We start from the raw sequence: 25,375 nt of genomic DNA, 5'->3' as shown, positions 1-25,375 counted from the left end.
CCCGGTACCCACGGGTACCGGGCACGCCCGTCCGTGCTTCTCGGCGCGTCCACGCCTCTAGGGAAAACCGGGGCCGTCCGTGGCGAGACTGGGCGGGCGACGGGTCGGACCTGACGTCAGGAGCCTGCGGCCGGCCCCCGGAACGGGCTTGCCGGGACGGGCCCGCACGACAGGGCCGCCCGCACCGCGTTCCTGGCGACCCCCGGAGAGGTTGACGCCCCGATGTCGAACGAAGACAAGCTCCGCGACTACCTGAAGCGGGCCATCGCGGACCTCCACGAGGCCCGCGAACAGCTCCGCGAGGCGACCGAGCAGCACCGGGAGCCGATCGCCGTGGTCGGCATGGCCTGCCGGCTGCCGGGCGGGGTCGCCTCCCCTGAGGAGCTCTGGGACCTGGTGTGCGACGGCGTCGACGCCGTCTCCTCCTTCCCCGCCGACCGCGGCTGGGACCTGCCCGAGGGCGCCGTCACCTCCCGCGAGAGCGGATTCCTGCACGACGCGGGCGAGTTCGACGCCGGGTTCTTCGGCATCTCCCCGCGCGAGGCCCTCGCCATGGACCCCCAGCAGCGGATCCTCCTGGAGACCGCGTGGGAGGCCGTCGAACGGGCCGGTATCGACCCCGGGACGCTGAGCGGCACGCCGACCGGCGTGTTCGTCGGCGCCGGACACGGCGGCTACGACAGCGCCTCCACCACCGCGGGCCAGGTCGTCGAGACCGCCGCCGGACACCTGCTGACCGGTAACACCGTCAGCGTAGCCTCCGGCCGCATCTCCTACGTCCTCGGCCTCGAAGGCCCGGCCATCACGGTCGACACCGCGTGCTCCTCCTCCCTGGTCGCCCTGCACCTCGCCGTCCAGTCGCTGCGCCGCGGCGAGTGCGCGCTCGCGCTCGCGGGCGGCGTGACGGTGATGTCGAGCCCGCAGATGTTCACCGAGTTCTCCCGGCAGGGCGGCCTCGCCGCCGACGGCCGGTGCAAGCCCTTCGCGGCGGCGGCCGACGGCACCGCGTGGAGCGAGGGCGCGGCCGTCCTCCTGGTCGAGCGGCTCTCCGACGCGCAGCGCCTCGGCCACCCGGTGCTGGCCGTCGTGCGCGGCTCGGCCGTCAACCAGGACGGCGCCTCGAACGGGCTGACGGCGCCCAACGGCCCGTCGCAGCAGCGCGTGATCCGGGCCGCGCTGGCCGACGCCGGTCTGACGCCCGCCGAGGTGGACGTCGTCGAGGCGCACGGCACGGGCACGCGGCTCGGCGACCCGATCGAGGCGCAGGCCCTGCTCGCGACGTACGGGAAGAACCGCGAACGGCCGCTTTTCATCGGTGCGTTGAAGTCCAACACCGGCCACACCCAGGCCGCCTCCGGCGTGGCCGGGGTGATCAAGACGGTGCTCGCGATGCGGCACGGCCTGCTGCCGCGCACCCTGCACCTCGACGCCCCGACCCCACACGTCGACTGGACCGCCGCCACCGTCGAACTCCTGGCCGAGGCCCGGGAGTGGCCTGCCGACGCGTGGCCCCGGCGTGCGGCGGTCTCCTCCTTCGGTGTGAGCGGCACCAACGCGCACGTCGTGCTGGAGGCGGCGCCGGCGGAGCCCGCTGGTGGCGTCGCGCCCGAGGCCGCGTCCGAGGCCGCGCCCGAGACGGTGCTGCCGTGGGTGTTGTCGGCGCACGACGAGACGGCCCTTCGGGCCCAGGCCGGACGTCTGGCCACCCACCTCCGGACGCGCGGACCGCTCGACCCGGCCGACGTCGCGTATTCCCTGGCGACCGGCCGGACGGCCATGGCCCACCGGGCCGTCGTCGTCTCGGCCGACCCGGAGGAGCGCCTGCGCGCCCTGGACGCCCTGGCAGCTGGGGGCGGGGGAGCGGGCCGCGTGACGGGCGTGGCGGAGAAGGGGGCGACGGCGTTCCTGTTCTCGGGGCAGGGGTCGCAGCGGCTGGGGATGGGGCGGGAGTTGTACGGCCGGTTCCCGGTGTTCGCTCGGGCTTTCGACGAGGTGTGCGCCGCGCTGGAGCTGCCGGTTCGGGATGTCGTGTGGGGTGCGGACGAGGAGCTGTTGAACCGGACGGAGTACGCCCAGTGCGGACTGTTCGCCGTCGAGGTGGCCCTGTACCGGCTGCTCGAATCGCTGGGTGTGCGGCCGGAGTTCGTGGCCGGGCACTCGATCGGTGAGGTCGCGGCGGCGCATGTGGCCGGGGTGTTCTCGCTGGAGGACGCGTGCAAGCTGGTGAGCGCTCGTGGCCGTCTGATGCAGGCACTTCCGTCGGGTGGCGCGATGCTGGCGGTGCAGGCGTCGGAGGACGAAGTCCTGCCGCTGCTCACGGATTTCGTGTCGATCGCCGCTGTCAACGGCCCGCGTTCGATCGTGGTCTCGGGGGCGGAGGAGGCCGTCGCGGAGATCGAGGCGCACTTCGCCGACCGCAGGACGAACCGGTTGCGGGTCTCGCACGCGTTCCACTCCCCGCTGATGGACCCGATGTTGGAGGACTTCCGCGAAGCCCTCAGCGGGCTCACCTTCAGCGCGCCGTCGATCCCGGTGGTCTCCAACCTGACCGGCGCACTGGCGGAGGGCCTGGCCTCGCCCGACTACTGGGTGCGCCATGTCCGCGAGGCCGTCCGCTTCGGGGACGGCGTCCGCACGCTGCACGAGGCCGGAGTCACCCGTTTCCTCGAACTCGGCCCGGACGGCGTCCTCACCGCGATGGCGGCCGAGTCACTGCCGGCCGACGCGGTCCTCGCCGCCGTGCTCCGCAAGGACCGTTCCGAGGAGCCGGCCCTCCTGGAGGCCCTCGCCCGCCTGCACGTGCGCGGCGCGGGCCCGGACTGGGCGGCGGTGCTCGCCGGGTCCGGCGGCCGTCGCGTCGACCTGCCCACGTACGCGTTCCAGCGGCAGCGCTACTGGCTGCCCGAGTTCCAGCACCGTGACGCGGGCGCGCCCTCCGCCGACCCGGTCGAGGACGCGTTCTGGACGGCCGTCGAGGCCGGCGACCTCCGGGAGGCGTCGGCCGTCCTCGGGATCGCGGAGGAGGCCGCCGAGGCCTCGCTTGACCACCTGCTGCCCGTCCTGGCCTCCTGGCGCGGGCAGCGGCGCCTGCTCGGCGCGCTGGACGGGTGGACGTACGGGACGAGCTGGGTACCCGTACGCGGCCTCACCGACGCGGTGCCGCCGGGCCGCTGGCTCGCCGTCGTCCCGGAGGGCACGGAGGAGGAATGGCCCGGGGCCGCCCTCGACGCCCTCGCCGAGCGCGGCCTGCGGATCGAGCTGGTGGCGGGGACCGGGGCCCTGACCTCGCTGCTTGCGGACGGCTCCGGCGAGCTGCTCGCCGGCGTCCTCTCCTTCCTCGCCGCCGACGACCGCCCGCACCCCGACCACCGCCTCGTCCCCCGCTACCTGCCCGCGACCGTCGAGTTGCTGCGAACCCTGGAGGCCGCGGGCGGTCCGGCGAGGCTCTGGTGCCTCACCCGGGGCGCCGTCGCGGCCGAGGGCGCGGACCGGGTGAGCGAGCCCGAGCAGGCGCAGCTGTGGGGCCTCGGCCGGGTGGCCGCGCTGGAGCACCCGCAGTGCTGGGGCGGCCTGATCGACCTGCCCGACGCCCCCGACGCCCGCACCGCCGTCCGCCTGGCCGGCCTCCTCGCCCAGACCGCCGAGGACCAGCTCGCCCTGCGCGGTTCCGGCGCATATGCCCGCCGGCTGACCCACCGCCATCTCCCGCCGGTGCCCGGACGCGCGGCGGCGCTGCCGGGCGCTCCGGGCACGGCGCCCGCGTCGGACGCCCCCGACGGCTGGACCGCGCCCCGAGGCACCATCCTCGTCACCGGCGGCACCGGCGCCCTCGGTGCCCACGTCGCCCGCTGGCTGGCCCAGGCCGGTGCCGAGCACCTGCTCCTCGTCGGCCGCCGTGGCCCCCAGGCCCCCGGCGCGCAGCAGCTGAGCGACGAGCTGACCGCCCTCGGTGCCCGCGTCACCCTCGCCGCCTGCGACGTCGCCGACCGCGACGCGCTCGCCGCCCTCCTCGCCGAGTACCCGCTCGCCGGCGTCGTCCACGCCGCCGGCGTCCTCGACGACGGCGTGCTGGAGAGCCTCACGGCCGACCGCTTCGGCGCCGTGCTCCGCGCCAAGGCCGTCCCCGCCCGCAACCTCCACGAGCTGACGGCCGGGCACGACCTCACCCTGTTCGTCCTGTTCTCCTCGATCACGGGCGTCCTCGGCAACCCGGGCCAGGCCAACTACGCCGCCGCCAACGCCTACCTCGACTCCCTCGCCGAGCACCGCCGCGCCGCCGGGCTGCCGGCCACCGCCGTCGCCTGGGGCCCGTGGGCCGGGGGCGGCATGGCGGGGGACCACCCGGGCCTCACCGGGCGGATGCGGCGCAGCGGGCTCGCCCCGATGGACCCGGAGCGGGCGGTCGCCGCGCTGCGTCGGGCCCTGCTCGCGGATGCGTCCGGCCTCACCGTGGCCGACGTGGACTGGAGCACGCTCGCCCCCGTGCTCACCGCCGCCCGTCCGAGCGCGCTGATCGCGGACCTGCCCGAGGTGCGTCGCGCGGTCCACCCGGGCGTCGCCACGACGTCCACCGACTCCCCGCCGACCGATCAGCTGCGCGGCCGCAGCGCCGACGAGCAGGAGCGTGTGCTGCTGGAACTCGTCCGCACCGAGGCCGCCGCCGTCCTCGGGCACGCCTCCACCGCGACCGTCGACGCCGCCCGGGCGTTCCGGGACCTCGGGTTCGACTCGCTGACCGCCGTCGAGCTGCGCAACCGCCTCACCGCCGCGACCGGTCTGCGCCTGCCCGCCACTCTGCTGTTCGACCAGCCGACCCCGACCGCCGTCGCCGCGCACCTGCGCGCCGAGCTGGCCGGTACGGCCGCGGGGGAGACGTCCGCGGCCCCTGCCGTCGTCGCCGACGAGCCGATCGCGATCGTCGCGATGGCCTGCCGCTTCCCCGGCGGCATCGAGTCGCCGGAGGACCTCTGGCGACTGCTCGCCGAGGGCCGCGACGCGGTGGGCCCGTTCCCGGCCGACCGGGGCTGGGACACCGACCGCCTGTACCACCCGGACCCTGACCACGAGGGCACCAGCTACGTCGCCGAGGGCGCGTTCCTCACCGCCCCGGCCGACTTCGACGCCGCCTTCTTCGGGATCTCCCCGCGCGAGGCCCTCGCGATGGACCCGCAGCAGCGGCTCCTGCTGGAGACGGTCTGGGAGGCCGTCGAGCGATCCGGCATCGGCCCCGGGGCGCTGCACGGCTCGCGGACCGGCGTGTTCGTCGGCTCCAACTTCCAGGACTACCAGGTGCTGCTGGACGCGGCCCGGGAGGGGGTCGCCGGGCACGTGATGACGGGCAACGCCGCGAGCGTGATCTCCGGCCGCGTCGCCTACGTCCTCGGCCTGGAGGGCCCGGCCGTCACGGTCGACACCGCGTGCTCGTCCTCGCTGGTCGCCCTGCACCTGGCCGCCCAGGCCCTGCGCCGGGGCGAGTGCTCGCTGGCGCTCGCGGGCGGCGTGACGGTGATGTCCACGCCGCAGGTGTTCGTCGAGTTCTCGCGCCAGCGAGGCCTGGCCCCCGACGGCCGCTGCAAGCCGTTCGCCGCCGCGGCGGACGGGACGGGCTGGGCCGAGGGCGTCGGAGTGCTGCTCGTCGAGCGGCTCTCGGACGCGCGGCGCAACGGGCACCCGGTGCTGGCCGTGGTGCGCGGCTCGGCCGTCAACCAGGACGGCGCTTCCAACGGCCTCACGGCGCCCAACGGCCCGTCCCAGCAGCGCGTGATCCGGGCCGCCCTGGCCGACGCCGGTCTGACGCCCGCCGAGGTCGACGCCGTCGAGGCGCACGGCACCGGCACCCGCCTTGGCGACCCGATCGAGGCCCAGGCCCTCCTCACCGCCTACGGCCAGGACCGCGAACACCCGCTGCTCCTCGGCTCGGTGAAGTCCAACCTCGGCCACACCCAGGCCGCCGCCGGGGTGGCCGGCGTGATGAAGACCGTGCTCGCGATGCAGCACGGCGAGCTCCCGAAGTCCCTGCACATCGACGCCCCGACCGCGCAGGTCGACTGGACCGCCGGCGCCGTCGAGCTGCTGAGCGAGGCCCGCACGTGGCCCGCCACCGGACGGCCCCGCCGCGCCGGCGTCTCCTCGTTCGGCGTCAGCGGCACCAACGCCCACGTGATCCTCGAAGCGGCCCCCGCGCCCGAGCCGCTGCCCGAGCGCCCGGCCGCCGGCCGCCCGCTGCCCTGGCTGCTGTCCGCCCGGACACCCGAGGCCGTGCGCGAGCAGGCCCGCCGCCTCGCAGCCCACGTCCGTGCCGCCGAGCCCGCCCTCGACGACGTCGCCCGCTCCCTCGTCACGACCCGCGCCGTCCTGGAGCACCGGGCCGCCGTCGTCGCGCCCGACCGGGCCGGGCTGCTGGACGGTCTGGACGCACTCGCCGAAGGTCGCGCCACCCCTGCCGTCCTGGCAGGACAGGCCGCAGGAGAGGGCGCACCGGTGTTCGTCTTCCCCGGCCAGGGCTCCCAGTGGGCCGGCATGGCGGTCGAACTCCTCGACACCGAAACGGTGTTCGCGCAGCGCTTCGCCGAGTGCGCGGCGGCCCTGGAGCCTTTCACCGACTGGTCGGCAACCGACGTCCTGCGCGGCGAACCCGGTGCGCCCGGCTTCGACCGGGTCGACGTCGTGCAGCCCGTGCTGTTCGCCGTCATGGTGTCGCTGGCCGAACTGTGGCGCGCGCACGGCGTCGAACCGGCCGCCGTGCTCGGCCACTCGCAGGGCGAGATCGCCGCCGCCTGCGTGGCCGGCGCGCTCTCCCTGGACGACGCCGCCCGCGTCGTCGCCCTGCGCAGCCGAGCGATCCGGCGGCTCGCGGGCCTCGGCGGCATGGTCTCGGTGGCCGAGCCGGTCGCCGCCGTCCGTGAGCGCCTCATGCGCTGGGGCGAGCGCATCTCCGTCGCCGCCGTCAACGGCCCCGGCTCGGTGGTGGTCTCGGGTGACCCCGAGGCCCTGGAGGAGCTGATCGCCGACTGCGAGCGGGCCGGCGTGCGGGCCCGACGCATCCCGGTCGACTACGCCTCGCACTCCGCGCACGTCGAGCGCATCGAGCACGAGCTGCTCGACCTCCTCGCGCCGATCGCCCCGCGCAGCGCCGACGTCCCGTTCTGCTCGACCGTCACCGGCGCCGTGATCGACACCGCCGGGCTGGACGCCGCCTACTGGTACCGCAACCTGCGCCACACCGTGGAGTTCGAGCAGGCCACCCGCACCCTGCTGGCCGCGGGCCACCGGGTGTTCGTCGAGGTCAGCCCGCACCCCGTGGTGACCACCGGCGTCCAGGAGACGATCGAGGACAGCGGCCTGCCCGCCGCCGCCCTCGGCACGCTGCGCCGCGACGAGGGCGGCCCCGGCCGCTTCCTGCTCGCCCTCGCCGACGCGTGCAACCACGGCGCCCGGGTGGACTGGGACCTCCTGTTCGCCGGCACCGGCGCGCGCGCCACCGAGCTGCCGACGTACCCGTTCCAGCGGCAGCGCTACTGGCCGCGTCCGGGCGGGACGGGCGGCGACGTCACCACGGCCGGCTTGGCCGCGCCGGAGCACCCGCTGCTCGGCGCCGCCGTCGAACTCGCCCAGGGCGGAGGCCTGGTGGCCACCGCCCGCTGGTCGCTGCACACCCACCCGTGGCTCGCCGACCACGCGGTCGCGGGCACCGTCGTGGTGCCCGGCGCCGCGCTGGTCGAGGCGGTCGTCCGGGCCGGCGACGAGCTCGGCTGCGGGCGCATCGAGGAACTGACCCTGCATGCGCCCGTCCTGCTGCCCGAGCGCGGTGCGCTCCAGGTGCAGATCGAGGTCGGCGCTCCGGACGACACGGGCCGCCGCCCGGTCGCGCTGCACACCCGCCCGGCCGACGCGGACGCGCCCGAGGGCTGGACCCGGCACGCCGATGGCAGCGTCGCTCCCGCCGGGGTCGAGCCCGCGCCGGCGTCCGCCGCCTGGCCGCCCGCCGGCGCCGAGCCGATCGACGTCGGCGGCTTCTACCCGGGCCTGCGCGAGCACGGCTACGGTTACGGACCGGTGTTCCAGGGCTTGCGCGCGGCCTGGCGCCTCGGTGCCGCCGTCCACGCAGAGGTCGAGCTGCCCGCGCCGGCCCGTGCCGACGCCGCCCGCTACGGCCTGCACCCCGCCCTCCTCGACGCCGCCCTGCACCCGGCCGGGCTCGGCCCGCTGGCGGGCCGCCCCGGGCTGCCGTTCGCCTGGACCGGCGTCACGCTCCACGCCGCAGGGGCCACCGCGCTGCGGGTGACGCTCACCCCGGCCGGGCCCGACGCGGTGTCCGTCGAGATGGCCGACCCGGCCGGCCGCCCGGTCGCCGCCATCGAGGCCCTGGCCGTGCGCCCGCTCGCCGAGGGCGCCCTCGACCCGGCCGCCCGGGTGGCGCGCGAGGCGCTCTTCCACCTGGACTGGCCGGCCCTGACCCTTCCCGAGCCGGGGCCGGCCCCCGAGCGCTGGACCGTCCTCGGCGAACCGCCCGCCCACGCGGCGGCCCTCGCCGAGGCGGGCGTCGCCCTCGGCGCCGACGCGGACGTCACGCTCGTCGAACTCAGCGGCGACGAGCCGCTCGACGCCCTCGACCGCGCCCTCGCCGTCCTCCAGACGTGGCTCGCCGACGACCGCCCCGACGCCACCCTGCTCGTGACCACCCGGCGCGCCGTCGCCGCCGACCCCGCCGAGGACGTCCACGACCTGCCCGCCGCCGCCGTCCACGGCCTGGTCCGCTCCGCCCAGAGCGAGCACCCCGGCCGCATCGTCCTCGCCGACCTGGACGACGACCCCGCCTCCTGGCGCGCCCTGCCCGCCGCGCTCGCCACCGGGGAACCCCGGTTCGCCCTGCGCCACGGCACCGCCCACGCCCCCCGCCTGGCCCGCGCCCACACCGCCGAGCCGCTGCCCGCGCCCGACGGCCCGTGGCGCCTCGACATCCGCACCAAGGGCACGGTCGACAACCTCGAACTCCTGCCGAGCCCCGACGCGGCCGCGCCGCTCGCCGAGGGCGAGGTCCGCATCGAGGTCCGCGCCGCCGGCCTCAACTTCCGCGACGTCCTCAACGCCCTCGACATGTACCCGGGCGGTGCCCGCTTCCTCGGCTCCGAGGCGGCCGGCGTCGTGCGCGAACTCGGCCCCGGCGTCACCGGACTCGCCATCGGAGACCGCGTCATGGGCATGGCTCCGGGCGGGTTCGGCCCGCTCGCCGTCACCGATCACCGCCTGCTCGCCCGCGTCCCGCGGGGCTGGACCTTCGCCCAGGCCGCCTCCGTCCCCGTCGCCTTCCTCACCGCCTACTACGCCCTGCGCGACCTCGCTGACCTCCGGGCCGGCGAACGCCTCCTCGTCCACGCCGCGACCGGCGGCGTCGGCATGGCCGCCACCCAGCTCGGCCGCCTCTGGGGCGCCGAGGTCTACGGCACCGCGAGCGAGGCGAAGCAGCACCTGCTGCGCGCCGACGGCCTGCCCGACACCGCCATCGCCTCCTCCCGCACCCTCGACTTCGAGGAGCGCTTCCGCACCGCCACCGGCGGCGAAGGCATGGACATCGTCCTCAACTCCCTCGCGGGGGAGTACGTCGACGCCTCGCTGCGCCTCCTCGGACCCGGCGGACGGCTGATCGAGATGGGCCGGACCGACGTCCGCGAACCCGCCGAGGTCGCCGCCGCCCACGGCGGCGCCCGCTACCAGGCCTTCGTCCTCCAGGAGGCCGGGCCCGAGCGGATCGGGCAGATGCTCACCGACCTGGTCGAGCTGTTCGAGCGGGGCGCGCTGCGTCCCCTCCCGCTCACCTGCTGGGACGTCACCCGCGCCCGCGAGGCCTTCCGGCACATGGCCCAGGCCCGGCACACCGGCAAGATCGTCCTCACCGTCCCGCGTCCCTGGGCCTCCGACGGCACAGTCCTGATCACCGGCGGCACCGGCACCCTCGGCGCCGAGCTCGCCCGCCACCTGGTCACGGCGCGCGGCGCGCGGCACCTGCTGCTCGCCGGCCGCAGCGGCCCCGACGCCCCCGGCGCGGCGGCCCTCGCCGAGGAACTGACCGCCCTCGGCGCCGAGGTCACCGTCGCCGCCTGCGACGCCGCAGACCGCGACGCCCTGGCCGCCCTGCTGGCCGCCGTGCCCGCCGAGCACCCGCTCACCGCCGTCGTCCACGCGGCCGGCATCCTCGACGACGGCGTGGTCGAAGGCCTGACGGCCGACCGGCTCGCCGCCGTGCTGCGCTCCAAGGCCGACGCCGCCCGGCACCTGCACGAGCTCACCCGCGGCCTCGACCTCGCCGACCTCGTCCTGTTCTCCTCCGCCGCCGGCGTCTTCGGCTCGCCCGGCCAGGGCAACTACGCCGCCGCCAATGCCTGGCTCGACGCCCTCGCCCAGCACCGCCGCGTCGCCGGGCTGCCCACCACCGCCCTCGCCTGGGGACTGTGGGCGCAGGCCAGCACCATGACCGCCCACCTCGGCGCCACCGACCGGGCCCGAGCCGAGCAGTCCGGCGCGCTCACCCTCAGCACCCCGGACGGCCTCGCCCTGTTCGACGCGGCCCTCGCCGACCACTGTGCCCTGCTCGTCCCCGTCCGCCTCGACACCGCGACCCTGCGCTCGCGCGGCGCGGCCGAACTCCCCGCTCTGCTGCGCTCCCTGCTGCGCCCTCTCGTGGGCACCCCGGCCCGCCGCACCGCGCAGGGCGCCCAGGCCGCCGACGGGCTGCGCGCCCGCCTCGCCGGGCTCACCGCGGCCGACCGCGCCTCGGCGCTGCTCGACCTGGTGAGCGGCTGCACCGCGGCCGTCCTCGGCCACTCCTCGGCCGACCAGATCCACGCCACGCGGCCGTTCCGCGACCTCGGCCTCGACTCGCTGACCGCAGTGGAACTGCGCAACCGCCTCAACAGCGCGACCGGCCTGCGGCTGCCCGCGACCCTGGTGTTCGACCACCCCACCCCCGGGGCGCTCGCCGGGCACCTGGCCGACGGCCTCACCGGCACCGGCGGGGCGGCCACGGCCGGTGTGGCCCCCCAGGCCGCCGACGAGCCGATCGCGATCGTCGGCATGGCCTGCCGCTTCCCCGGCGGCGTCGCGACACCCGACGACCTGTGGACCCTGCTGTCCGACGGCACCGATGCCATCGCCCCCTTCCCGGCCGACCGCGGCTGGGACCTCGACCGCCTCTACGACGGCATCCCCGATCATCCCGGCTCCTCCCGCACCCGCGAGGGCGGCTTCCTCGCCGACGCCGCCGGCTTCGACGCCGCGTTCTTCGGCGTCAGCCCCAACGAGGCCCTCGCGATGGACCCGCAGCAGCGGCTCCTCCTGGAGACCTCGTGGGAGGCCCTCGAACGCGCCGGCATCGACCCCGGCACGCTGCGCGGCAGCCGCACCGGCGTCTTCGCGGGCCTGTCCTCCAGCGACTACCTCGACCGGGTCGCCCGCATCCCCGACGAGGCCGCGCCGTACGTGAGCACCGGCAACGCCGCGAGCGTGATCTCCGGCCGAGTCGCCTACACCCTCGGCCTGGAGGGCCCGGCCGTCACCGTCGACACCGCCTGCTCGTCGTCCCTGGTGGCGCTCCACCTCGCGGTCCGCGCGCTGCGCGGCGGCGAGTGCTCGCTTGCCCTCGCGGGCGGCGTCACCGTGATGTCGACGCCGATGATCCCGGTCGACTTCGCCCGCCAGCGCGGCCTGGCCGGCGACGGCCGCTGCAAGCCCTTCGCCGACGCCGCCGACGGCACCGGCTTCTCCGAGGGCGTCGGAGTGCTGCTGGTCGAGCGGCTCTCGGACGCGCGGCGCAACGGGCACCCGGTGCTGGCCGTGGTGCGCGGCTCGGCCGTCAACCAGGACGGCGCTTCCAACGGCCTCACGGCGCCCAACGGCCCGTCCCAGCGGCGCGTGATCCGGGCCGCCCTGGCCGACGCCGGTTTGACGCCCGCCGAGGTCGACGCCGTCGAGGCGCACGGCACCGGCACCCGCCTCGGCGACCCGATCGAGGCCCAGGCCCTGCTCGCCGCCTACGGCCAGGACCGCGAACACCCGCTCCTCGTCGGCTCGGTGAAGTCCAACCTCGGCCACACCCAGGCCGCCGCCGGCGTCGCCGGCGTCATGCGCACCGTCCTCGCCCTGCGGCACGCCGCCCTCCCGCAGAGCCTCCACATCGACCGGCCCACCACGCACGTCGACTGGACGGAGGGCGCCGTCGAGCTGCTGAGCGAGGCCCGCACGTGGCCCGCCACCGGACGGCCCCGCCGCGCCGGCGTCTCCTCCTTCGGCCTCAGCGGCACCAACGCCCACGTGATCCTCGAACAGGCCCCCGGCCAGGAGCCCGAACCGGCCCCGCCCGAGCGTCCCGCGCTGCCCTGGCTGCTCTCCGCCCGCAGCGCCGAGGCCCTGCGCGGCCAGGCCCGCGCGCTGCTCGACCACCTCCCCACCAGCACCGCCGCGCCGCTCGACCTCGCCCACTCCCTCGCCACCGGCCGCGCGCTCCTGGAGCACCGCGCCGTCGTCGTCGGCACGGGTACCGAGGACCTGCGTGCCGGACTCGCCGCGCTCGCCGACGGCACGCCCGCCCCGGGCGTCGTCACCGGTCGGCACGGCGCCGGGCGCGACCGCCGGGTCGTCCTCGTCTTCCCCGGCCAGGGCTCCCAGTGGGTCGGCATGGGCGCCGAACTGCTGCACACCTCACCGGAGTTCGCCGAGCGGATCGCCGCCTGCGGACAGGCCCTCGCGCCCTGGACGGACTGGTCCCTCGAAGCCGTCCTGCGCGGTGAGCCCGACGCGCCGTCACTCGACCGCGTCGACGTCGCCCAGCCCGCGCTGTGGGCCACCATGATCGCGCTCGCCGCCTGCTGGCAGGCCCACGGTGTCACCCCCGCCGCCGTGCTCGGCCACTCGCAGGGCGAGATCGCCGCCGCCTGCGTGGCCGGCGCGCTCTCCCTGGAGGACGGCGCGAAGGTCGTCGCCCTGCGCAGCCAGGCCATCGCCCGCGGCCTCTCCGGCCACGGCGGCATGGTGTCGGTGCCGCAGGCCCACGCCGACGTCCTCGCCCGCATCGAGCCCTACGGCGGCCGGCTCTCGGTGGCCGCCGCCAACGGCCCGTCCGGCGTCGTCGTCTCCGGCGAGACCGCGGCCCTCGACGACCTCCTGGCCGGCTGCACCCGCGACGGCGTCCGGGCCAGGAGCATCCCCGTCGACTACGCCTCCCACTCCGCCCAGGTCGAGCGGATCGAGGAGAGCCTCCTCACCGAACTCGCCGGACTGACCACGCACGAGGCCCGGATCCCGTTCTTCTCCACCGTCACCGCCGACTGGCTCGGCGACACCCCGCTCGACGCCGGCTACTGGTACCGGAACCTGCGGCAGGCCGTCCGCCTGGAGGAGTCCGTCCGCGCCCTGCTCGCCCAGGGCCACGACGCCTTCCTCGAATGCAGCCCGCACCCCGTGCTCGCCACGGCCGTCGAGGACACCGCGGACGACGCGGGCGCCCAGGCCGTCGTGCTCGGCACCGTCCGGCGCGAGGACGGCGGCCCGGCCCGGCTGCTGACCTCCCTCGCCGAGGCCCACGTGCGCGGAGTGCGGATCGACTGGCGGCCCGCCCTCGCCGGCGGCCGGCTCGTCGACCTGCCCACCTACGCTTTCCAGCGCCGCCGCTACTGGCTCGCCCAGGACGCCGCCCGCACCGGCCCGCCCGTCGACCCCTGCGGGCTGGACCGCGCCGTCCGCCTCGCGGACGCCGACACCGTGTTGATCACCGGCCGGATCGGCACCACGACGCACCCGTGGACGGCCGACCACAGCGTGCGCGGCACCGCCGTCGTGCCGGGCAGCGCGTTGCTCGACTGGGCCGTGCGGGCCGGCGACGAGGCCGGCTCCCCGACCGTCGCCGAGCTCACCGAGCTCAGCCCGCTGACCCTGCCCGACGACGGCACCGTCGACCTCCAGCTCACCGCGGGACCCGCCGACGCCGACGGCCGACGGGCCCTCACCATCCACGCCCGCCCGACCGGCGCTCCCGACGACACCCCGTGGACCCGCCACGCCACCGGCACTCTGACCGGTGACAGCGCCGGCGGCGCGTCCCTGACCGAGTGGCCCCCCGCGAGCGCCCAGGCGGTGGACGCCGTCGAGCCGGACGGCACCGAGTACGGCGAGCGCTTCCGCACCGTCCTGGCGCGCTGGCGGCGCGGCGACGAGCTGTTCGCCGAGGTCGCCCTGCCCGAGGAGCACCGCACCGAGACGGCCGGCTTCCGCGTCCACCCCGGGCTGCTCCAGCCCCTGCTCGCCGCCCTCCGGGGCGGCACCGACCCCGCCCAGCCCGCCGACTGGCGAGGCGTCACCGTTCACGCCACCGGCGCCGCCCTGCTCCGCGTCCGGCTCACCCCGGCCGCCGACGGCAGCCACGTGCTCACCGCCGCCGACGCCGACGGCGCTCCCGTGCTCACCGCCGAGGCCGTCACCGTCCGCCCGATCGCGGCCGAGTACCTCGCCCCGGCGGCCGATCCGCTCTACGCGGTCGAGTGGGCCCCGACACCCGGGATCGCCCTCTCCGGAAGCGACCTCGGGGACACGGCCGTCCTCGGCGAGGACGACGCGCTCGCCGCCGCCCTCGGCGCCCGCGCCTACGCCGACCTCGCCGACCTCACCGCCGCCCTCGACGCCGGAGAGCCCGCACCCGCCACCGTCGTCCACCGCCTCACCGCGTCCGACGACGGCGACCCCGTCACCGCCGCGCACCGCGCCGTCCGGGCCACCCACGGCCTCGCCCGCGCCTGGCTCGGCGAGCCCCGGCTCGCCGACGCCCGCCTGGCCCTGCTCACCCACGGCGCCGAGGCCGTGGCCCCGTCCAGCGACGGCACCGTCCTCGCCCAGGCGGCGGCCCACGGACTCATCCGCTCCGCCCAGTCCGAGAACCCCGGCCGCTTCCTCCTCGTCGACCTCGACGACGACCCGGCCTCCGACGCCGCCCTGCCCGCCGCCCTCGCCGACCCCGACGAGCCGCGTCTGGCCGTTCGCGGCGGCGAGGTGACGGCGCCCCGGCTGCGCCCGGTGAACGAAGCCGTGGACGGCAGGGCATGGTCCTGGAACCCGGCGGGGACCGTCCTGATCACGGGCGGCACCGGCACCCTCGGTGCCCTCGTCGCCCGCCACCTCGTCACCGAACACGGCGTCCGCCACCTCCTGCTCACCGGCCGCCGCGGCCCCGACGCCCCCGGCGCGGCCGAACTCCTCGCCGACCTCGCGGCCCTCGGCGCCGACGCCCGGATCGCCGCCTGCGACACCGCCGACCGCGCCGCCCTCGACGCCCTCCTCGCCACCGTCCCCGCCGAGCACCCACTCGCCGGCGTCGTCCACGCCGCCGGCGTCCTGCACGACGGACTGCTCGAAAGCCTGACGGACGACCAGCTCGCCGAGGTTCTGCGCCCCAAGGTCGACGCCGGCTGGAACCTCCACGAGGCGACCAGCCACCTCGACCTCTCCGCCTTCGTCCTGTTCTCCTCCTTCGCCGCCACGGCCGGCGGCCCCGGCCAGGCCAACTACGCCGCCGCCAACGCCTTCCTCGACGCCCTCGCCGACCGCCGCCGCGCCGAGGGCCGCCCGGCCGTCTCCCTCGCGTGGGGATACTGGGGAGAATCGAGTGGAATGACGTCCACGCTGGACGCCGTGGACATCGCCCGCTTCGCGCGCTCCGGCATGCTGCCGCTCACGGCCGTCCAGGGCCTCGCCCTGCTCGACGCCGCCAGCGGTGTGGACCGACCGCACCTGGCCCCGATCCGGCTCGACCGGCACGCCCTCGCCACGGCCGAGGCCGCGCCGCTCTTCGCCGAGCTCGCGCCCCGCCGTGTCGCTACCCGGCGCACGGCCGCAGGGCCGGCCGGGAGCGCGGCGACCGCTGACCGGGGCGTCCTGGACCGGCTGCCCGGCCTCGCCGCGGTCCAGCAGGAGAAGCTGCTGCTGGACGTCGTCGTCGGCCACCTCGCCGCCGTCCTCGGCCACGGCTCGCCCGAGGCCGTCGAACCCGAGCGCGGCTTCCTCGACCTCGGCATGTCCTCCCTGACCGCCGTCGAGCTGCGCAACCGCCTCAACGCCGAACTCGGCCTGCGGCTGCCCACCACGGCGATCTTCGACCATCCGTCGCCCACCGCCCTCGCCGGGCGCCTGCGCGACCTGGTCGGCGCGCCCACCGGCACCGCGGCGCCCGCCCGGCCCGTCTTCGCCGAACTCGACGAGCTGGAGAGCGCGCTCGGCGCCACCGAACTGGATGCCGGCTCCCGGACCCGACTCCTCGCCCGCCTCAAGAGCCTCCAGTGGCGGCTCGACGACGACGCGACCGAGCCGCCCGCGGCCGCCGACGGGCCGGACGACGCGCTCGACGACACCACGGACGACGAGATGTTCGACCTGATCGACCGCGAGCTCGGACTCGCCTGAGGACCAGCCCCGGGGTTGTCCGCCCCGGGGCCGTCCCACGGACCCGTGCCACCCTTCCGAACTGCGAGGTTTCCCACCCATGGCCAGCACCTCCGAGGACAAGCTCCGCGACTACCTCAAGAAGGTCACCGCGGACCTGCGGCGCACGAAGCAGCGCCTGGAGTCCGTCGAGGCGAGGGACGCCGAGCCGATCGCGATCATCGGGATGGCCTGCCGCTACCCCGGCGGCGTCCGCACCCCGGAGGACCTCTGGCGGCTCGTCGCCGACGGTGCCGACGCCATCGGCGACCTCCCGGAGGACCGCGGGTGGGACACCGGTGGCCTCTACGACCCCACCCCCGGCACCCCCGGCAAGAGCTACGTGCGCCACGGCGGGTTCCTCGACGGCGTCGCCGACTTCGACGCCGAGCTGTTCGGCATCGCCCCCCGCGAGGCCCTCGCCATGGACCCGCAGCAGCGGCTCCTCCTCGAATCCGCCTGGGAGGCCATCGAGCGCGCCCGCATCGCCCCCGCCGCCCTGCGCGGCAGCGACACCGGCGTGTTCATCGGCGGTGCCGACACCGACTACGGCTCCCTCGCCCGCCAGACCGAGGAGACCGAGGGCCACCTCCTCACCGGCGGAGCCGTCAGCGTCCTCTCAGGCCGCATCGCCTACACCCTCGGGCTGGAGGGCCCGGCGGTCACCGTCGACACCGCGTGCTCCTCAGCGCTCGTCGCCCTCCACCTCGCGGTCCGTGCGCTGCGCGCCGGCGAGTGCTCGATGGCCGTCGCCGGCGGCGTCGCCGTCATGCCGACGACCCGCCTGTTCACCGAGTTCTCCCGCCAGCGCGGCCTCGCCCCCGACGGGCGCTGCAAGCCCTTCGCGGAGGCCGCGGACGGCACCTCCTGGGCGGAGGGCGTCGGCGTCCTGCTCGTCGAGCGCCTCTCGGACGCCCGGCGCCTGGGCCACGAGGTCCTCGCCGTCGTCCGGGGCACCGCCGTCAACCAGGACGGCGCCAGCAGCCGCCTGACCGCCCCCAACGGACCCTCGCAGCAGCGCGTCATCCAGGCCGCGCTCGCCAACGCCCGCCTCACCCCCGACCAGGTCGACGCCGTCGAGGCCCACGGCACCGGCACGACCCTCGGCGACCCCATCGAGGCGCAGGCCCTGCTCGCGACCTACGGCCAGGACCGGCCCGCCGACCGGCCGCTCTACCTCGGCGGCGTCAAGTCGAACATCGGCCACGCCCAGGCGGCGGCCGGCGTCGCGGGCGTCATCAAGACGGTCATGGCGTTGCGCGCCGGGGTGCTACCGGCCACCCTGCACGTCGACGAGCCGTCCTCACACGTGGACTGGACGGCGGGCGCCGTCGAACTGCTGACGGAGGCCCGCGACTGGCCGCGGACCGGGCGCCCGCGCCGGGCGGGCGTCTCGGCGTTCGGCATCAGCGGGACGAATGCGCACGTGGTCCTGGAACAGGCGGACGAGGTTGTGGCGGAGGAGCCTGTGGAGGCTGCCCCGGTCCCGGCCGTCGTGCCGTGGGTGCTGAGCGGCCGGACGCCGGACGCGCTGCGCGCCCAGGCCGCCCGCCTGCGCGACGTCGCGGCGGGCGTGCCGGTCGCGGACGTCGCGGCGGCGCTCGCCACGAGCCGGTCGATGCTCAACCACAGGGCCGTGGTGGTCGGTTCGGACCGGGACGCGCTGCTGCGTGGGCTCGACGCGCTGGCGGCGGGCTCGGGCGGGGTCCTCGAGGGTGCGGTCCGGGGCGGCGGGATGGCGTTCCTGTTCTCGGGGCAGGGGTCGCAGCGGTTGGGGATGGGGCGGGAGTTGTACGGCCGGTTCGCGGTGTTCGCTCGGGCTTTCGACGAGGTGTGCGCCGCGCTGGAGCTGCCGGTTCGGGATGTCGTGTGGGGTGCGGACGAGGAGCTGTTGAACCGGACGGAGTACGCCCAGTGCGGACTGTTCGCGGTCGAGGTGGCGCTGTTCCGGCTGCTCGAATCGCTGGGTGTGCGGCCGCAGTTCGTGGCCGGGCACTCGATCGGGGAGGTCGCGGCCGCGCATGTGGCCGGGGTGTTCTCGCTGGAGGACGCGTGCAAGCTGGTGAGCGCTCGTGGCCGTCTGATGCAGGCACTTCCGTCGGGTGGCGCGATGCTGGCGGTGCAGGCGTCGGAGGACGAAGTCCTGCCGCTGCTCACGGATTTCGTGTCGATCGCGGCGGTGAACGGCCCGCGTTCGATCGTGGTCTCGGGGGCGGAGGAGGCCGTCGCGGAGATCGAGGCGCACTTCGCCGACCGCAGGACGAACCGGTTGCGGGTCTCGCACGCGTTCCACTCCCCGCTGATGGACCCGATGCTGGAGGACTTCCGGGCTGTCCTCAACGGGCTGACGTACGTTGCTCCTTCGATCCCGGTGGTTTCCAACCTGACGGGGGAGGCAGCCGCTCCCGAGCAGCTGTGCTCGGCGGACTACTGGGTGCGCCACGTCCGTGAGGCCGTCCGCTTCGCCGACGGTGTGCGCGCGTTGGAGGCTGCCGGCGTCACCCGTTTCCTGGAACTCGGCCCCGACGGTGTCCTGACGGCGCTGGCGGCCTCCTCTCTTTCCGGCGAGGCCGTGCTGTCCTCCTCCCTCCGCAAGGACCAGGCCGAGGACACGGCCGTCCTGATCGCGCTCGCGCGCCTGCACGTCACCGGCGTGCCCGTCGACTGGGCCGCCCTCTTCGCCGGCACCGCCGTCCGCCCGGTCGACCTTCCGACCTACGCCTTCCAGCACCGTCGCTACTGGCCCGTGACCGCCCGCGCGACCGCCGGTGACCTCGGCGCGGCGGGCCTCGACACCGCCGACCACCCGCTGCTCTCCGCCTCGCTCGAACTCTCCGACGAGGACGGCCTGTTGTTCACGTCCCGGCTCTCCCGCCAGTCCCACCCCTGGCTCGCCGACCACGTCGTGCGCGGCAACGTCCTGCTGCCCGGCACCGCGTTTCTCGAACTGGCCGTCCGCGCCGGGGACGAGGCCGGCTGCGACCGCGTCGAGGAACTGACCCTGGCCGCACCGCTCGTCCTGCCCGTGCGCGAGGGCGTCCAGTTGCAATTGCGGGTCGGCGCGGCCGACGGTACCGGCCGCCGCACCTTCACCATCGCCTCCCGGCCCGAGGGCGCCGACGGCCGCGCCTGGGACCAGCACGCGACCGGCGTCCTGGCCGTGGGGGAGATGCGCACCGCATTCGACACGTCGGTCTGGCCGCCGGTCGGCGCCGAGGCGGTCGATTCGGCCGGGCTGTACGAGGACATGGCCGACGGCGGCTACGCGTACGGCCCGGTGTTCCAGGGCCTGCGGGCGGCCTGGCGGCGAGGGGACGAGGTCTTCGCCGACGTCGCCCTGCCGGAGGGTACCGAGGGCACCGGCTACGGCCTGCACCCGGCGCTGCTCGACGCCGCCCTGCACGTGACGGCCGTCAACGGGATGCCGCGCGGCGTCGTGCCGTTCTCGTGGGAGGACGTGTCGCTGCACGCCTCCGGCGCGTCCTCCGTGCGCGTGCGCGTCACCCGGACCGGCGAGGAGTCCGTCGCGGTGGCGGTCGCCGACGCCGAGGGCTTGCCGGTGGCGTCCGTCGGGTCGCTGGCCCTGCGCGCGGTGTCGAGCGGCGGGTCGGCAGCGGCTCGGGACGGGCTGTTCCGGGTGGACTGGGTGCCGGTGAAGACGGCTGCTGCTCCGGAGTTCGCGGAGGTCGAGTCGCTGGCGGAGGTTTCGGCGGACGCGCCGCCGGTGGTGGTGATCCGACCGGCGGACGACGACGTGCACGCGCGTACGGCCCGTGTGCTGGAGTTGGTACAGGGCTGGTTGGCGGGGGAGCGGTTCGCGGGCTCGCGTCTGGTGTTCGTGACGCGCGGTGTGGTGGCGGGCGAGGACCTGCCGGGCGCTGCGGCGTGGGGCCTGGTGCGGTCCGCGATGTCGGAGGAACCGGGCCGGTTCGGCCTGGTGGATCTGGCGGGTTCGGAAGAACTGCCGCCCACAGCCCTGGGTTTGGACGAGCCGCAGCTGCTCGTCCGCGACGGGGAGGTCCTCGCGGCCCGGCTCCTGCGCGCCGAATCGGCGGGCGAGCCGGTGGCGTGGCCGAGTGAGGGCAGGGTCCTGATCACCGGCGGCACGGGCGGCCTGGGCCGGGTCATGGCCCGGCACCTGGCCGTCGAACACGGCGTGCGGCAGCTGCTGCTGGTTAGCCGCCGGGGCGCGGACGCCGAGGGCACGGACGAACTGCTTGCCGAACTGTCGGCGGCCGGCGCGGAGGCCGTCGTCGAGGCGTGTGACGTCGCCGATCCGGCGGCGGTGGCAGGCCTGTTCGCCCGGCACGAGATCCGCGCGGTCGTCCACACGGCCGGCGTGATCGACGACGGCGTGATCGGCTCCCTGACCGCCGAGCGCGTCGGCGCCGTCCTGCGCCCGAAGGCGGACGCCGCCTGGCACCTGCACGAGGCCACGAAGGAACGCGAGTTGGCGGCCTTCGTCCTGTTCTCCTCCGTCTCCGGCGTCTTCGGCGGCCCGGGCCAGGCCGCCTACGCGGCGGGCAACGCCTACCTCGACGCCCTGGCGGTCCACCGTCGTTCGCTCGGCCTGACCGCCGTCTCGCAGGCCTGGGGCCCGTGGACCCGCAACGGCGGCATGATCGGCACGCTCGCCGACGTCGACCTGCACCGGATAGCCCGCTCGGGCATGCCGGAGCTCACCCCCGCCGAGGGCGCCGCGCTGTTCGACGCCTCGCTCGCGGCGGGCCTGCCCGCGATCCTGCCGGTCCGGTTGGACCTCGCGGCGCTGCGGGCCCAGGACTCGGTGCCCGCCCTGCTGCGCGGACTGGTGCGCGGCCGGGTCCGGCGCGCGGTGGTCGTGGGCTCGGCCGCTTCGGCGGCCTTCGCGCAGCGGCTCTCGGGGCTGGGCGAGGACGAGCGGCGGGCGGCCGTCCTGGAGTTGGTGCGCGACCGGATCGCCGTGGTCCTGGGCCACGAGGGCGGCTCGGTCGTCGACCCGTCGCGGGCCTTCCAGGACCTCGGCTTCGACTCGCTGACGGCGGTCGAACTGCGCAACCGGCTGCGGTCGGCGACCGGTCTTCCACTGCCGGCCACCGTCGTGTTCGACTACCCGACGGCGAGTGCGCTGGCGGGCTTCGTCCTGGAGGGCCTGTTCGGCGCCGAGGAGGCCGAGGAACTCCTGCCGGCGCTCCCGGTGTCGTCGGACGACCCGGTGGTCATCGTCGGGATGGCCTGCCGCTATCCCGGCGGCGTGGCGTCGCCGGAGGACCTGTGGCGGCTGGTGGCCGACGGCGTGGACGCGGTGTCCGACTTCCCGGCGAACCGCGGCTGGGACGTCGACTCGCTCTACAACGAGGACCGGTCCGTCCCGGGCACGTCGTACACCCGGCGGGGCGCGTTCCTGCACACCGCCGGGGAGTTCGACCACGAGTTCTTCGGGATGAGTCCGCGCGAGGCGCTGGCGACGGACGCGCAGCAGCGCCTGCTGCTGGAGACGTCGTGGGAGGCGTTCGAGCGGGCCGGCATCGACCCGGTGACGTTGCGCGGCAGCCGGACCGGCGTCTTCGCGGGCATCATGTACACCGACTACCGCTCGCTCCTCGACGGCGAGGAGTTCGAGGGCTTCCGGGGCAACGGCAGTGCCCCCAGCGTCGCCTCCGGCCGGGTGTCCTACACCTTCGGCTTCGAGGGCCCGGCGGTGACGGTGGACACGGCCTGCTCGTCGTCCCTCGTCGCGATGCACCTGGCCGCGCAGGCGTTGCGCGGCGGTGAGTGCACGCTGGCGCTCGCGGGCGGCGTGACGGTGATGTCGACGCCGGGGACGTTCGTGGAGTTCTCGCGCCAGGGCGGCCTGTCGGTGGACGGCCGGTGCCGTTCGTTCGCGGACGCGGCGGACGGCGTGGGCTGGGGTGAGGGCGTCGGCATGGTGGTGCTGGAACGGCTGTCGGACGCGCGTCGCAACGGGCACCGGGTGCTGGCGGTCCTGCGCGGCAGCGCGGTGAACCAGGACGGTGCGTCGAACGGTCTGACGGCGCCGAACGGTCCGTCGCAGCAGCGGGTGATCCGGCAGGCGCTGGCGAGTGCCGGACTGTCGACCGCCGACGTCGACGCCGTCGAGGCTCACGGTACGGGGACGACGCTGGGCGACCCGATCGAGGCGCAGGCCCTGCTGGCGACCTACGGTCAGGACCGCGAACTGCCGCTGCTGCTGGGCTCGATCAAGTCGAACATCGGGCACGCGCAGGCGGCGGCCGGCGTGGCCGGCGTGATCAAGATGGTGCTGGCGATGCAGCACGGCCTGCTGCCGCGCACACTGCACGTGGACGCACCCTCCTCGCACGTGGACTGGACGGCGGGCGCGGTGGAGGTGCTGGCCGAGGCCCAGGGGTGGCCGGAGGCCGGCCGGCCCCGCCGGGCGGGCGTGTCGTCGTTCGGCATCAGCGGGACCAACGCGCACGTGATCCTTGAACAGGGCGAGCCCGAGGCCGTGCGGGACGCTGCGGTGACGGCGGGGGCGATGCCCTGGGTGGTATCCGCCAGGTCCGAAGCGGCGTTGGACGCGCAGGTCGCGCGGCTGGCAGAGGTCGGTGAGCTCCAGGCTGCGGATGTGGCGTTCACGCTGTCCGGGCGGACGGCCTTCCCGCACCGGGCGGTGCTCGTCGATGGCGTCGAGGTGGCCCGGGGGCTTGTGGGTGAGGGCGGGACGGCGTTCCTGTTCTCGGGGCAGGGGTCGCAGCGGTTGGGGATGGGGCGGGAGTTGTACGGTCGGTTCCCGGTGTTCGCTCGGGCTTTCGACGAGGTGTGCGCCGCGCTGGAGCTGCCGGTTCGGGATGTTGTGTGGGGTGAGGACGAGGAACTGCTGAACCGGACGGAGTACGCCCAGTGCGGACTGTTCGCGGTCGAGGTGGCGCTGTTCCGGCTGCTCGAATCGCTGGGTGTGGGGCCGGAGTTCGTGGCCGGGCACTCGATCGGTGAGGTCGCGGCGGCGCATGTGGCCGGGGTGTTCTCGCTGGAGGACGCCTGCGCGTTGGTGAGCGCTCGTGGCCGTTTGATGCAGGCGTTGCCGTCGGGTGGCGCGATGCTGGCGGTGCAGGCGGCGGAGGATGAAGTCCTGCCGCTGCTGGGTGAGTTCGTGTCGATCGCGGCGGTGAACGGCCCGACGTCGGTCGTGGTCTCGGGGGCGGAGGAGGCCGTCGAGGCGATCGAGGCGCACTTCGCCGACCGCAGGACGACGCGGCTGCGCGTGTCCCACGCGTTCCATTCGCCGTTGATGGACCCGATGCTGGAGGACTTCCGGGCTGTCCTCAACGGGCTGACGTACCAGGCGCCGTCGATCCCGGTGATCTCCAACCTCACCGGCGAACCGGCCGAGGACCTCACCGCCCCCGACTACTGGGTGCGCCACGTCCGCGAGGGCGTCCGCTTCGCCGACGGCATCCGCACGCTGGAGGCCGCGGGTGTCACGCGCTTCCTGGAGCTCGGCCCCGACGGCGTCCTCACCGCCCTCGCGGCCGCCTCCCTCTCCGGCGACAGCGTTCTGGCTCCCGTCCTCCGCAAGGACCAGGGCGAGGACGCGACCGTCCTGACCGCGCTCGCGCGCTTGCACGTCACCGGCGCGCGCGTCGACTGGGCCGCCCTCTTCGTCGGGACCGGTGCCCGCGCCGTGGACGTGCCCACGTACGCGTTCCAGCACCGGCACTACTGGCCGGCGGTCACCCGCGCGCGCGGCGGCGACGTCCGGCTCGCGGGACTCGGTGCCGTCGAGCACCCGCTGCTGGGCGCGGCCGTCGAGCTGGTCAACACGGACGGCTACCTGTTCACCGGCCGGTTGTCGGCCCGGTCGCACGGGTGGCTCGCGGACCACGTCGTCATGGGTTCGGTCCTGGTGCCGGGCACGGCGCTGGTCGAGTTGGCGGTGCGGGCCGGGGACGAGGTCGGCTGTGATCTGGTCGAGGAGCTGACGCTGGCCGCGCCGCTCGTCCTGCCCGAGCGGGGCGGCGTGCGGGTGCAGGTGTGGGTCGGCGCGCCGGACGCGTCCGGGCGGCGCGCGCTCACGATGCATGCCCGGCCGGACGACGCGGACGGGACGGTCTGGACTCTGCATGCGAGTGGTGTGGTGGGCTCGGGCGCGGTGCCGGCGGTGTTCGATGCCTCGGTGTGGCCGCCGGCCGGTGCCGAGGCGGTTGACGCGGTCGGGTTGTACGAGGGTTTGGCGGAGGCCGGGTTCGAGTATGGTCCGGCGTTCCGGGGGCTTCGGGCCGTCTGGCGGTGCGGGGATGAGGTCTTCGCGGAGGTCGCTCTGCCCGAGGGCGTTGACGGTAGTGGTTTCGGGTTGCACCCGGCGCTGTTCGACGCCTGCCTCCACGCGTTCGCGTTGACCGGGTCCGGCGAGGGTGGCGGTGTGCCGTTCGTGTGGGAGGACGTGGCGCTGCACGCCTCCGGGGCGTCGGCGGTCCGGGTGCGGCTGACGCCGTCGGCGGGCGGTGGGGTCGCGCTCGCGATCGCCGACACGGAGGGGCACCCGGTGGCGACCGTCGGGTCGTTGGTCGTGCGCCCGGTGTCGGCGGGCGAGGCGGGCTCGGTGGGCCGGGACGCGTTGTTCCGGGTGGACTGGGTGCCGGTGAAGACGGCTGCTGCTCCGGAGTTCGTGGTGGTGGAGTCGTTGGCGGAGGTTTCGGTGGAGGTGCCGCCGGTGGTGGTGATCCGATCGGCGGACGGCGACGTGCATGCTCGGACGGCACGTGTGCTGGAGTTGGTGCAGGGTTGGTTGGCGGGGGAGCGGTTCGCGGGCTCGCGTCTGGTGTTCGTGACGTGTGGTGTGGTGGCGGGCGGGGATTTGCCGGGTGCTGCGGTGTGGGGTCTGGTGCGGTCGGCGATGTCGGAGGAGCCGGGCCGGTTCGGTCTGGTGGATCTGGAGGGTTCGGGAGAACTGCCT

At 75.8% G+C, this 25,375-nt stretch carries 2 protein-coding genes; both read left to right on the top strand.

Features of this window, described 5'->3' with window-relative positions:
• Positions 1 to 222: 222 nt before the first annotated feature.
• Positions 223 to 16,440 (top strand): type I polyketide synthase, encoded by a 16,218-nt coding sequence (locus AB0O19_RS36855; RefSeq protein WP_363625973.1) that lies wholly within the window; start codon positions 223 to 225, stop codon positions 16,438 to 16,440.
• A 79-nt stretch (positions 16,441 to 16,519) separates the two neighbouring features.
• Positions 16,520 to 25,375 (top strand): SDR family NAD(P)-dependent oxidoreductase (locus AB0O19_RS36850; protein ID WP_363625971.1); only part of this gene is annotated, 8,856 nt, incomplete at its 3' end.

Origin of the sequence: Kitasatospora sp. NPDC091276 (genome assembly GCF_040684355.1) — a bacterium.
Taxonomy (GTDB): domain Bacteria; phylum Actinomycetota; class Actinomycetes; order Streptomycetales; family Streptomycetaceae; genus Kitasatospora.
The sequence above is the reverse complement of the archived record's forward strand: the minus strand, read 5'-3'. Positions and strand labels throughout refer to the sequence as shown.

Excerpts from the sequence above, each read along its gene's own strand:
- AB0O19_RS36855 (WP_363625973.1), top strand. The coding sequence starts at position 223 with ATGTCGAACGAAGACAAGCTCCGCGACTACCTGAAGCGGGCCATCGCG.